The sequence below is a fragment of the Pseudomonas sp. GW704-F2 genome (assembly GCF_059423025.1).
This window is the reverse complement of record NZ_JBWKXO010000004.1, coordinates 75,960-88,624: the sequence shown is the minus strand read 5'-3', so window position 1 is coordinate 88,624 and position 12,665 is coordinate 75,960. Positions and strand designations below refer to the sequence as shown.

Genomic DNA, 12,665 nt, shown 5'->3' with positions numbered 1-12,665 from the left:
GTATTCACTTGAAGACCTGCTGCACCTGATGAATCGCCTGCGCGACCCGCAATACGGGTGCCCGTGGGACATCAAGCAAACCTACGCGAGCATCGTCCCGCACACCCTGGAAGAGGCCTACGAAGTCGCCGACGCCATCGAGCGCGGCGACTTCGATCACCTGCAAGGCGAGTTGGGCGACCTGTTGTTCCAGGTGGTGTATTACAGCCAGCTGGCACAGGAAGAAGGGCGCTTCGAGTTCGCCGGGGTGATCGACAGCATCACCCGCAAGCTGATTCGACGTCATCCCCATGTGTTCCCCACCGGCGATCTGTACGCGCCGCTGGATATCCCGCAGTTGAGCGAAGAGCAGGTCAAGACGCGTTGGGAGCAGATCAAGGCCGAGGAGCGCGCGGAAAAGTCCGACGCCCCCGAGCAACTGTCCCTGCTCGACGATGTGCCCACCGCCTTGCCGTCGCTGTCCCGTGCCGCCAAATTGCAGAAGCGCGCCAGCCAGGTCGGTTTCGACTGGCCCGCTGCGTTGCCGGTGGTGGATAACGTGCGCGAAGAGCTGGATGAAGTACTCGAAGCCATGGCCGATAACGATGCAGTGGCCATCGCCGATGAGGTCGGTGACCTGCTGTTTGCCGCGGTCAACCTGGCCCGTCACCTCAAGGTCGACCCGGAAACCGCCTTGCGCGGTGCCAATGCCAAATTCGAGCGACGTTTCCGATTTATCGAACAGGCATTGCGCGATACGCGTCAATCCATGGAAGATTGCACCCTCGAAGAGTTGGACGCCCTGTGGGGCGAAGCCAAACGCCAGGAAAAGAACGTGTCCAGCTGCGGTTGAGCAGTTGCCTAAGTGAGTAAGCACCATGAGCCTTTCCCTTCGCGACCAGTTGCTCAAAGCAGGTCTGGTCAACCAAAAGCAGGCCAAGCAGGTCGGCAAAGAGAAACAGAAACATCAACGTCTGGTCCACAAAGGCCAGGCCGAGGCCGATGACACCCAGGCACGCCTGGCCCAGGAAGCCATGGCCGAGAAGGTCAAGCGCGACCAGGAGCTGAACCGCCAGCAGCAGGAGAAAGCCGAGGCCAAGGCCCGCACGGCCCAGGTCAAGCAACTGATCGAGACCTCGCGCCTGCCCAAGCTGACCACCGAGGACTACTACAACTTCGTGGATGACAAGAAGGTCAAGCGCCTGTCGGTCAACACGCTGATGCGCAACAAGCTGAGCAACGGCTCCCTGGCGATCGTGCATCACGCCGGCGGTTACGAGGTGATCCCGCGCGAAGCGGCGCTGAAGATCCAGGAGCGCGCACCGGAGCGTATCGTCCAGCTCAATATCCTCACCGAAAGCCAGGTGCCGGATGAGGATGATCCTTACGCCGCCTACCAGATCCCGGATGATCTGATGTGGTAAGGCTGTAAAACAACAAACCCCGCTCAAAAGGCGGGGTTTGTTGTTTTGGCCGGCAGTGTCAGGCGGTTACCAATCCACGGCGTAACTCATGCTGAAGGTGCGACCCTCGGCGTTCGGGTAGGGCGCGCGGGCGTTGGCCTGGGCAAACATGTTCTGGTAGTTGCGGTTACTGAGGTTGTAAACCGCACCTTCCAGGCGACCTACCGGCAGCCGGACTGAACCCAGCAGGTCGACCAGCGTGTAACCCTGGATATCGCGGCCGTTGTTGTCTTTGAACGCAGCGTCGTAGTTGGCCAGGCGCATGCCTTGCAAGCGCAGGCTATAGTCGCCGTGGTCATAGCCGACAAAAGCGGTCGTCTTGGCGGGGGAGATACGTGTCGCCGGCAAGTCGATCCATTGGCCGTTCTGGCGGGTTTCGCCTTTGGCATAAGCATAAGTACCGCCCACCGACCATTGGTCGGTGACGTTGTACGTCAGGCTGGTTTCGATACCGCGCACACGCTCTTTCTGGTTCACCAGGCGCAATACACGATCATTGGCATCGTAGAACTGAGTGACATCCGAGGTGTTTTCATACGCGGTGACGTTAGCCAGCCACTTGTCCCAATTACCCCGCCAGCCCAGCTCGTAGCTGTCGACCTTCAGGGCCTGGGCATTGAGTTTTTGAATGTCGTAGGTGCTGTTGACGTCACGCAGGAAGCGCTGGATGTCCGGCAGGGAAAAGCCCTGGCTGAAGTTGAAGAATACATCCTGGTTTTCGCTCAGGTGATACACAGCCCCGAGGTTGTAGAGGGTGTCATCGTATTTGAGCGTGCCGCCTGGCAGTGTCGCGCGCTTACCGGTCTGGACGATTTCGCCGTAAGCGATGCTGTCGGCAATGTCGCTTTCGATCCACTCGCGGCGTACGCCGCCACGCAAGGTCCAATCATCGATGTCGTAGGACAACTGGCCAAAGATGGCTTTGGTGGTGGTCTGGATGTCCGGTCCCATTTCGAATGTGGTACCGGTCTTGGTGTAGGTGAGGCCGTTGACCCGGTATTGGTCGCCACGCTGACGCGAGGTTTCATGATCGTAGTCGGCACCCCAGACCAGGTTGCCGGTCGCCGCGCCGATGTTCGGCATTTGCGTGTCGATGGCCGCTCGCAGGCCGTACACCTCTTGCACGCTGTTGTTGTCGGACACGCCTGCGCGGCCCCGGGACAGGTCGGGGAAGAACAACGCGTCGGCACGCCGCCAATAACTTTCGACCTGCAAGCCCTGGCCGTAGAAATCCTGATCGGCGTAGTTGAGGTTCACTGCCTGGTTGTGGGTGTACGGTTGATCGACCAGGTCCAGGCCTTTTACAGCGACTGCGGTATTGGTGATGCGGGGATTCTTGGTGTAACGGGTGTCTTGCTCGTCCTTGTAGTCTTGCAGCGACAGATTGATTTTCTTGTCGTCATCCAGCTTGTAGCCGAAGCGACCCTGCAGGTCGTAGGTGTCGGTGTCCATGTTGCTGCCCTGGGACGTGTCCTGGGGGATGCGCTTGCCGTTGCCGGCGAACAGGTCGTTGCGTTGCACGGTGTTGGCCGACAGATACCAATCCACTGGGCCGTTGCGGCCCGTGGCGCTTTGGAACGCTTCGTAGGAGAAACCTTTATGGCTGAAGTTGTTCCCGGTGGTCATGCCGATCTTGCTGCTCAACGCCAGGTCTTCACCTTTGTTGCGCTTCGTGATGATGTTGATGATGCCGCCTGACGCGCCCGCCCCGTAGACACTGCTGGCGCCGGAAATGACTTCGATACGCTCGATACTTTCCGGCGCGACGCTGTTGAGCTGGCGGAAGTTGTCGCGCGTGGCGTTCTGGGACACCCCATCGATCAGGATCAGGGTGTTGCGTCCGCGAAGTGTCTGGCCGAAGTTGCTCATGCCGCCGCTGGAGGGGGAGATGCCCGGTACCAGTTGCCCGAGGATGTCTGCGACCCGGCGGCCGGCACCCGCTTGCTGGCGGATCTGATCTTCGCTGATCACCTGCACCGAGCCTGGGATCGCCGCGATGCTGGTTTCACTGCGCGTGGCCGACACTACCGTTGCCTGTAGTTGCAGGTTGGTGGGCGCGGCGTGAGTCCCTTCGATCTCATCGGCCCAGGCAGGCGCGCTAATCGACCCTAGAAGTGGCAGCAGAACTGCCAGTTGTGTTTTTTTCATGACCTTGCCTTTCAGTTATTAGAAGTATTGACAGAAAAACTGGATGTCTCAGGTGTTCGGGTGAACGAACGGATGGTGCGGATGCCCAGGGCGGCCAATGCATATGTGAGTGCAACCAGCCAGAAGCTGTGCGCCAGACCCACGACTCCCATGCCGATGCCGCCCATCAGCACACCACACAGCGCGCCGGCTTTGGCGGCGCTGTTGCCCAGGCCCAGGGCAAAGCCCTGCTGGCTGGGCACAACGGTGTTGGCGATCAACGTGTAGGCGACCGGCAGCAACGCACCCTGCCAAACGCCCCATAACAGCCGGCTGGCGAGGAATCCGAGCCATTCGCTGGCCAGCGCCGTAAATGCCAGCGTCAAGGCGCAGGACCACGTGACCCATTCGACGACGCGCAACGTGTGAGCCGGTTGATGCCGGTCGAACAGGCGCCCCCATAGCGGCGCGGACAGCGCCAGAGTCAGTGCGCTGGCGGCATAGCTGGCGCCGATCAGCCACGCGGGGGCGTGTAACACGTCGGCGACGTACAAGGCATAAAACGGCTGGGGCATCATCTTGGCTGCCTGGATCAAAACGATGATCCCCAGCATTGCACCGAGCCAGCCTTCGGGCAGGGCGCTTGGTTTTGCGTTGTGTGTTGGGCGTGATTGGGGCGTGTCGTTGGGCAAGAACAGGCTGATCACCGCGCACAACACGCACACTGCGGTGGCGCTGTAGCACAGCAGTGCGAAGCCCGAGACATCCATCAACCACCCACCCAACACCGGTCCGGCCAGCGAGCCCACGGCAGTCGCCGATTGCAGTCGAGCCAGAATGTGCCCACGCCCGCCGTCGCCGCAGCAGGCCAGCGCATAGGCTTGCGCCGCTGCGATAAACCCGGCCAGCGCCCCTTGTGCAACCCTGATTGCCACCAGCAGCCAAGGGTCGAAGGTAACGGCGGCCAGGCCCTGGCATACCGCCAACGCCAGCAACGCCCGAATGATCATGGGCTTGTGCCCGGTGCGGTCACCCAGTCGCCCCCACATGGGCGTCAGGATCATTGCCGCCATCATCGGCCCGGCATACACCAGCGAGGACAGCAGGCCGGTGTACTGGGCATTGGCGACGCCGAGCAGCTTCTGGATTTGCAGCGGCCAGAAAGGGCCGCTCATCTCCATGGCGCCCATCGACACCAACTGAATCACCACCAGCAGCCGCAGTGCGCTGTTGTTAGCCGGCATTGGCGGCGGCGCTCAGTGGGTTAGGCAAACGCCCGACGATATCGGCATGGCTCTCCAGCAGACGCATGCGCATAAACGACTTGGCGGGCCAGTCCTGCTCCAGTAAGGCTTCGCGTTCGGTCTTCCAGCGTTGGGGGTCGACCTCGCTGCGCAAGTCGTCGAAGCACTGGCTGACCTGCGTCGACAGTTCATTCCAGAGCCGCGCTTGGGGGATGTCGAAGTGGCGTGCGCTGAGCAGCACCAGTTCGCCCAAGTGGCACATGAATACGGTGTGCAGCAGCTTGTCGCGCACGAAGCCGGCGTCGTCGTACAGGGTCATTTTAGGGTCGTGCAATTCGATATCCAGGCCATGGGCGTGCAAGGTCTTGCGGTCGATCCGGATGTCACCGAAATCACGTAGTAGCAGGCGGCTCAGGCGCCCGTCCGCGGCCATGACCATGAAGGAGTTCTGCTGATGAGCCTCGAAGGCCACGCCATAACGCAGATACATGCCCAGCAGTGCCGGTACGGCAATCGAGGCGTAGTCCCGAAAGAAGGCGAGCAGGGCGTCCTCGTCGTCCTTGCCCTGGCTCAGTCGTACCCATTGGCGCAGCAGTGGCTGCCCGTGCTGGTCGACGGCGAACAGGCTGCCGACTGGCACGGCCATTTCGCCCGGCTGGAGCAGGCTCTGGGGGGCGTCGCGGTACAGTACGGCCAAGTGGCGGGAGTGTTCATCATTGGCCGGTTGCGGCTTGAAATGCACGCCGATCCGCTCGGGGATGATGCTGAGGATCTGCTGGATCGCCGGCTCACGTTCCAGGATCGCCAGCAGTAGATGGCTGATCCGCGGGCCCATGCGCGCAGAACGCGGTGAAACAGTCCGCTGCACACTGGTCAGGCGCAATGAAACCGGAAGCTTCACCATCGGTGCGTCACATCGGCCTTCAGGTAGCACGGTCCTGAACGACATGGTCGGGTGGGCGGTAAACGCCACGATATCGGTCAGTACCAACAACCGGTCGCCAATTTCGTTGGCAAACAATTGCGGTAATTCTTGGCGCGCCTGCCAAGGGTGAGCCGGCAACGGCAGATAATCGCCGGCTTCAAGGCCCTGCGCGGTCAGTTGCGCGGTCAGTTGCCGAGCGGCTTGGGGGAAATGATGTTGCCACCATTGCCAGTAATCGGCGGTGCCAGCCAGCATTTCGACATGGGCGAACTGGCGATGCAACGCGCACAGGAAAACCGGAAAGCGGGCTTCGAATTCAGGCGAGAAATCGATGACCTGGTCGGTATTCAAACCCAGTTTGGTCTTGTAGTTGGGGTGCCAGGGATGGCCCAGCGTGCCCCATTGTTCAAGCGTGGAAGTCGGGTTGGTCACGCTGGGGTCATGCTTGAGGTGGCTCAACAGGTTGCTCTGGTGCGACGGGTCCATTGCCGCATGGAGCCTGAGTGTCCATTGCTCATGGAAGGCAAGGCACAGCGTATCGTTGACAAAGCTGTCGTCGATTTCTGTGTTGAGGCGGCCCAAGACTTCCGGATCGGCAGGTGATTCGAGGCGGCGGTTGAGCAGCGTCAATAACTGCGACGGGAATTGAATATTCAGGTCAGGATGATCATCGCGCAGCAGCGTCACTCGGCCACGCAGGTCCCAGCTGGCCATGCGACCGGGGAGCAGGTGATCGAAACGCAGGCGGCTCTGGTCAGGCAGCACCAGCCAGCATTGACCTCGCTCGTCGTAGGTGCGGGTGCTGGGGTCCAGCAGGCCTTCACGAAACAGTGCTTGGATCAGGCGTTGGAAGCTACGCTCGGCAGCGGGTGCCAGGGTGTTGATCAGAGCGTCGAGAGTGATGTGGTTAGTTTGAAATGGCGGGGTAGCGAGTGCTTCGCCCCAGCGTTCAAGCAACGATTGTTCCGGGGTGCGACTTTGCCCGTGCATCTAGTGGAATTCCCTATACGTGGACCGGAATGAAAAGCGGCTGAATGGTATAGAGAATCATTACTAATTGTCTATTTGTTGTTACTTTTTTCTGAAAGGCTTATTCAGGAGGGGCGGGAGAAGGGGCTCGCGTGCGATTCGGCCTGGCCAAAGAGCGCTGTCAAAGAGTGGGGAGGTGTCTGGATCAGGCTACTTCAGCGGATTACCGCTGGCGTGCAGGCGGTGGGCCGACGCGGCGTGAACTGTATATTTTTCAATACACGCGTCGAGGTTCAGAAGAAAACGGTCGCGGTTGAAAGCGACAAACCCCGCTCGTTGGCGGGGTTTGTCGTGTGTAGATAGCCTCGTTGCGTGGGCTGGCGTCTACTTGATTTCAGCGTTTCAGGAGCTTTGTGCCTGGCGTTTCATCTCAAGGGTTTCGAGCTCGTTTTTATAGTTATGAGCGTCGCTCTCGTTATGAAACATGCCGACCAGCAGGTCTTGTTGGTGTACGTCCCAGATGTGAATCCCATGGCCCAAGGCTTCGTGGGACATATGTTCATCGTCGCGTTCAGTCACTTTTACAGTCATTTGCTTGCTCCAGTCTCTGGTGGATCTGCGGCAAGTCGTCGCAGGCTTTTGTTATATGTTTTGTTAGCTTGCTAGGTAAACCGATCGTTTATGCAACAGTCCTTTGCATAACATGTAACAGTCGCGCAGGCCCCGTAAACCGCGACATTGCGTCGCAGGCGTCGGAGTTTTATGACAAAAGCTTCATGTTCTCGTCGGGCTCAGGCGTCGACTCCCCAACATCCAGACGAAAAAAAGCCCCGCGTGGTGCGAGGCTCTTCTTCGACTCATCCGCGCAATCAGCTACCTTTGACAGACTTACCGTCAACCGTACCGTCTTGCAGCATGATGTTGTATTCCTTGCCGTCGGTTTCCACCTGACGCAGGGCAACCAGGATGCCGCCCCAGTCCTTGGCAAACCACATCTGGGTGATGCGCTTGCTTTGGGTCGGGTCACGCACGCGCTCGACCTTGATCGCGTCGATGGAGCCGGCTTTGGTCTGGACCTTTTCCGGGCCGATCACGCGAAAGTCGTAAGTGTCGACGTCGGTGCCTTCAACCACGTTGTAGCTCATGCTCTTCTTGCCGGCCGCGACATCGCGCTGCAGCGCCAACTGGTAGGTCGACTTGTCGAGCATGCCGCTTTGCAGGGCAACGTTGACCGGGTCTTTGTTTTCAAAGCCGGTGACTTTCTTGGCGGTCTGGTCGAAGTCCAGGTTGACCCTTTTCGCCTTGCCCAGGCCGCCGCGTTCGAAGGTGTAGCTCTTCGGCTGCAGGGCGTCCTTGTCGAATTGGATCACGCTGGTTTCGGTGAGGCTGGCAATCATCATGGAAGCCTTGAAGTTCAAGGTCCAGGTGCCATCGCCATTGTGGGTCAGGCTACGCTCGGCCGAACCGCTCATGGGCAACTGTTTCCAGTCGGCGGTGTAGCTGGCGGAGAAAGGATGTAAATCTGCTGCTTGCACCGCAGGCAAGGCGAACAGCGCAAAAGCGAAGAGCAAGGCGCGACGCATAAAATCTCCTAGGTTCGAATCAAGTGGCCGCTGGCCGCGAGTAACTGACCGTCCAATAATGCACCCTGTTTACCAAGAATCAACCGCCCCTCGGCAAACCAGCGAACAGCCAGCGGGTAAATCCTGTGTTCCTGTGTATGAACCCGTTGCGCAAGCGTCTGCGCCGAGTCGTCAGACTCTACCGGAACCACTGCCTGTACGACCAGAGGCCCGCCGTCGAGTTCCTCGGTGACAAAATGCACGCTGCAGCCATGCTCGCTGTCGCCCGCGTCGAGGGCGCGCTGATGGGTGTGCATGCCTTTGTACTTGGGCAGCAGGGAAGGGTGGATATTCAACAGCCGCCCAGCGTAGTGCCGCACGAAATCAGCGCTGAGGATGCGCATGAAGCCGGCCAGTACCACGAGTTTGGGGTTGAAGGCGTCGATCAGTTCGACCAGGGCGCTGTCGAAGGCCTCGCGACCTTCGAAAGCCTTGTGATCCAGGGTGCGCGTGGCAATGCCTGCCTCCCTGGCGCGTTGCAGGCCATAGGCGTCGCTGCGGTTGGAGATCACCGCAGCGATGCGCGCCGGGCTGTCGCCGGTGCGCGTGCTGTCGATCAGGGCCTGCAAGTTACTGCCGGTGCCGGAGAGCAGCACCACGACATCACAGGTTGCAGACATCAGTGCGCCTTAAGGTTCTTCAGTTCAACCTGAGCCGCGCCTTCGGCGGCAGCGGCGATCTGGCCGATGACCCAAGGCTGTTCGCCGGCTTCGCGCAGCACGTTCAACGCGCTTTCCACGTGCTCTTGCGCCACGCAGATCACCATGCCCACGCCGCAGTTCAGCACGCGGTGCATTTCGGTTTCGTTGACGTTGCCTTTCTCTTGCAGCCAGTCGAATACCGCAGGACGCTGCCAGCTGGCCACGTCGACAATCGCCTGGGCGCCTTTGGGCAGGACGCGCGGGATGTTGTCCAGCAGGCCGCCGCCGGTGATGTGGGCCATGGCTTTGACCGCGCCGGTGTCCTTGATCAGCTTGAGCAGTGGCTTGACGTAGATGCGTGTCGGCGCCATCAGCAGGTCGGTCAGGGGCTTGCCGTCGAGCTGGATGTTTTCGATGTCGGCACCGGACACTTCGATGATCTTGCGGATCAGCGAGTAGCCGTTGGAGTGCGGGCCGGACGACGGCAGGGCGAGCAGGGCGTCGCCGGCAGCCACTTTGGAGCCGTCGATGATCTCGGCTTTTTCGACCACGCCGACGCAGAAGCCGGCCAGGTCGTAGTCTTCGCCTTCGTACATGCCTGGCATTTCAGCGGTTTCGCCGCCGACCAGGGAGCAACCCGACAATTCGCAGCCGGCGCCGATGCCGGTGACCACTTGGGTCGCGGTTTCGACGTTGAGCTTGCCGGTGGCGTAGTAGTCCAGGAAGAACAGCGGCTCGGCGCCGCACACCACCAGGTCGTTGACGCACATGGCGACCAGGTCGATGCCGATGCTGTCGTGTTTGTTCAGGTTCAGGGCCAGGCGCAGTTTGGTGCCCACGCCGTCGGTGCCGGAAACCAGCACGGGCTGTTTGTAGCCGGCCGGGATTTCACAGAGGGCGCCAAAACCGCCCAGGCCACCCATGACTTCGGGGCGCGCAGTGCGCTTGGCGACGCTCTTGATGCGTTCGACCAATGCTTCACCGGCGTCGATGTCTACACCGGCGTCCTTGTAGCTCAGGGAGGGTTGCTTGCTCATGATCCAGGCCTTTAGGGGGGATTCAGGGGTAACGACCGATTGGGCAAGGGCTCTTGTGAAAAGGCCCAGCCATTGACGGTCTGCGAAGGCGCGCGATTTTATCAGGCTTGAGGGTCAGCGGCCATCCTCGGGCCGACGGGCAGAGCCACATAGATAAAAAAGCCGGTTAAAAAAATGCTAATCGGGTCTGCCCAGCTCCGTATTAAGGTATAGCCTTGAACCCGCTATCGTTATGACAGTAGGAAAACTTACCGAGACCCCGTGAATGTTTTACCGATCGCTGTGGTCACAGCCTTGGCAAACCGAGATCACGCGGTCTGTTCCAGCCGCTAATTTTGTCGTTCGGGAATCTTCCATGCGTCTGTGTAATGTGTTTTTTGTAGGCTGCTTGTCGTTGGTCAGCCTGGCGAGTCATGCCGAAACCCTCAATGGTCTTTATCAAGTACTGGAGCCGGTCAGCAGCCAGTCACCGCAAGAACGCGACCAGGCGACCCAGCGCGCCGTACAGACTCTGGTGATCCGCCTCACTGGCGACGCCAAGGCCGCCGAAGGCCCCGGCCTGGCGGCGGTGCGCAAGGACCCGCAACAAATCATCACGCAATACGGCTACGACGCCGGCCCGCCGGAAAGCCTGCAAGTGGATTTCGACCCCGTCAGCACCGATCGCGCCTTGCGTGAGGCCGGCTTGTCGATCTGGGGCAGCAATCGGCCGTCGATCCTGGGTTGGTGGCTGAATGACTCCACCGACGGCAGCAACCTGGTCGGGGATGGCCAGACCGTCGCGCAGGCGCTGCGCCGTGCGGCGCAACATCGCGGCTTGCCGCTGCGCCTGCCGTTGGGGGATTTGGATGAACAGGTGGTCGCCACCGCGCCCAACCTCGAAAGCGCGGACGCCACGCCGTTGCGTGCAGCCTCGGAACGCTACGGCGCCGATGCGATGCTCGCAGTGCATGCGCGCCAGGAGGGCAGCCAATGGCAGGCCAAATGGCGCCTGTGGTTGGGCGACAAGAGCGAGCAGGGCACCGCGCAAGGCGCCGACACCGCCGCCGTGGCCGATGCCGTGATGCTGGCGGTCAGCCAGAAACTGGCGCCGCGCTTTGTGGTCAAGCCGGGCGCGAGCACCGAGCAATTGCTCGAAGTGCAGGGCATGACCCTGGAGCGCTACGCCGCGTTGGGCCACTTGCTCGAGCCGTTTGGCGGCCAGCCGCAGCGCGTGGATGGCAATCGTATTGTGTATCGCGTCAATGGCAGCGCCGATCAGTTGCGTACTCAACTGAGCCTGGCCAGGTTGCAGGAGATTCCTGCGGGTGAAGCACTGGCTGCGCAACCGCCAGTGGACGGCACGCAGCCGGTCGTCGCCCCTGAGCCGCAGGCGCAACTGCGTTTTCGCTGGTAAATGTTCTGCTTTATATAGCAGCCGATAAAAGATGGAGTGGTGTATGGCGGATACGCGTCGTTGGGTGTGGCTTGGCGGGATCGTCCTGCTGTGCGTTTTTGTGTTCTTGCTGCATTCGATCCTGACGCCGTTCCTGGTCGCGCTGTTGCTCGCCTATCTGTTCGATCCCGTGGTGGATCGCCTGGAGAAAGCCGGCCTGTCGCGGACTTTGGGTGTGGTCACGGTGTTTGCGCTGTTTACGCTGATCATCACGGCGTTGGTGCTGGTGCTGGTACCGATGCTGGCCAAGCAGCTGTTCCGTCTGTATGAACTGGCGCCGCAGATGCTCGACTGGCTGCAGCACACGGCGATGCCGTGGGCCCAGGCCAAGCTGGGGCTGGCGGATGGCTTCTGGAAGTTCGACAAGGTCAAGGCTGCGATCAGCGAGCATATGGGCCAGACCACCGACATCGTCGGCGTGGTTCTCAGCCAGGCCACGGCATCCAGCCTGGCGCTGATCGGCTGGTTGACCAATCTGGTGTTGATCCCGGTGGTGGCGTTCTACCTGTTGCGGGACTGGGACATCATGATGGCCAAGATTCGCAGCCTGCTGCCGCGTGACCGTGAAGCGCGCATCGTGTCCCTGGCCGGGGAGTGTCATGAGGTCTTGGGGGCGTTCGTGCGCGGCCAACTGCTGGTGATGCTGGCCCTGGGGATTATCTATGCCGCCGGCTTGATGGCGATCGGCCTGGAGCTGGGCCTGTTGATCGGCTTGATTGCCGGTCTGGCCGCAATCGTGCCGTACATGGGCTTTGTGATCGGTATCGGTGCGGCGCTGGTGGCCGGGCTGTTCCAGTTTGGCGGTGACCTGTACCCGATGCTCGGGATTGTCGCGGTGTTCATGGTCGGCCAGGCCCTCGAAGGCATGGTGCTGACCCCGTTGCTGGTGGGTGATCGCATCGGCCTGCACCCGGTCGCAGTGATCTTTGCGATCCTGGCTGGCGGTGAGTTGTTCGGCTTTACCGGCATCCTGCTCGCGCTGCCGGTGGCGGCGGTGATCATGGTGCTGGTGCGTCATGTCCACGATCTGTACAAGGATTCGGATATGTACGGGGGCGTTGAAGACCCCGATTTGTAATCGCGGTGTCACAAACCCGGCCCAGGCCGGGTTTGTTGTTTCTGGCGCTGTGGCGTCAAACAATTTGCGTAAATCCAACAAGTTAACGCAAACCTTTGATTTTGCTTATGGTCTGCTGCATTGTGCGCCCGGCGTCACGGGTATA

The 12,665-nt window shown here is 60.5% G+C and carries 11 protein-coding genes; 4 read left to right on the top strand and 7 right to left on the bottom strand.

The annotated features are described in order from the left end of the window. On the top strand, positions 1-832 hold an 832-nt coding region (gene mazG, locus AC07W0_RS05035; RefSeq protein ID WP_495029327.1), incomplete at its 5' end, for a nucleoside triphosphate pyrophosphohydrolase. 25 nt (positions 833-857) lie between these two features. Then, the gene (locus tag AC07W0_RS05030) at positions 858-1,403 is read left to right on the top strand and encodes a DUF2058 domain-containing protein (RefSeq protein WP_017845310.1); all 546 of its coding nucleotides are present in this window, start codon (positions 858-860) and stop codon (positions 1,401-1,403) included. 66 nt (positions 1,404-1,469) lie between these two features. On the opposite strand, the gene AC07W0_RS05025 is transcribed toward AC07W0_RS05030, so the two are convergent. The 7 genes from AC07W0_RS05025 to purM form a co-directional block, all read right to left on the bottom strand. Further along, positions 1,470-3,590, bottom strand: a complete 2,121-nt coding sequence (locus AC07W0_RS05025) for a TonB-dependent receptor (protein ID WP_102618092.1) — start codon at positions 3,588-3,590, stop codon at positions 1,470-1,472. Positions 3,591-3,601: 11 nt separating this feature from the next. Continuing rightward, positions 3,602-4,813 (bottom strand): MFS transporter, encoded by a 1,212-nt coding sequence (locus tag AC07W0_RS05020; protein ID WP_102618093.1) that lies wholly within the window; start codon positions 4,811-4,813, stop codon positions 3,602-3,604. Then, on the bottom strand, positions 4,803-6,728 hold the full coding sequence (locus AC07W0_RS05015) for an IucA/IucC family protein (protein WP_017845313.1): 1,926 nt from the start codon (positions 6,726-6,728) through the stop codon (positions 4,803-4,805). The genes AC07W0_RS05020 and AC07W0_RS05015 overlap by 11 nt, the downstream gene beginning before the upstream one ends. 381 nt (positions 6,729-7,109) lie before the next feature. Beyond that, positions 7,110-7,298, bottom strand: coding sequence for a hypothetical protein (locus tag AC07W0_RS05010; protein ID WP_017845315.1), 189 nt, complete (start codon positions 7,296-7,298; stop codon positions 7,110-7,112). Positions 7,299-7,576: 278 nt separating this feature from the next. Next, complete coding sequence (locus tag AC07W0_RS05005) at positions 7,577-8,290, bottom strand: DUF3108 domain-containing protein (protein ID WP_017845316.1); 714 nt, start codon at positions 8,288-8,290, stop codon at positions 7,577-7,579. Between the two features lie 8 nt (positions 8,291-8,298). Beyond that, entirely contained in the window at positions 8,299-8,949 is a 651-nt protein-coding gene (gene purN / locus AC07W0_RS05000) for a phosphoribosylglycinamide formyltransferase (protein WP_017845317.1), read from the bottom strand. Beyond that, positions 8,949-10,007 (bottom strand): phosphoribosylformylglycinamidine cyclo-ligase, encoded by a 1,059-nt coding sequence (gene purM, locus AC07W0_RS04995; RefSeq protein WP_017845318.1) that lies wholly within the window; start codon positions 10,005-10,007, stop codon positions 8,949-8,951. Before purM ends, purN begins: the two co-directional genes overlap by 1 nt. 355 nt (positions 10,008-10,362) lie before the next feature. Between purM and AC07W0_RS04990 the strand changes: the two genes are divergently transcribed. Then, positions 10,363-11,403 carry a DUF2066 domain-containing protein gene (locus AC07W0_RS04990; RefSeq protein ID WP_102618094.1) on the top strand — a complete coding sequence of 347 codons (1,041 nt, stop codon included), beginning with the start codon at positions 10,363-10,365 and terminating at the stop codon, positions 11,401-11,403. Positions 11,404-11,446: 43 nt separating this feature from the next. After that, positions 11,447-12,520, top strand: coding sequence for an AI-2E family transporter (locus AC07W0_RS04985; protein ID WP_046488315.1), 1,074 nt, complete (start codon positions 11,447-11,449; stop codon positions 12,518-12,520). Positions 12,521-12,665: the final 145 nt, after the last annotated feature.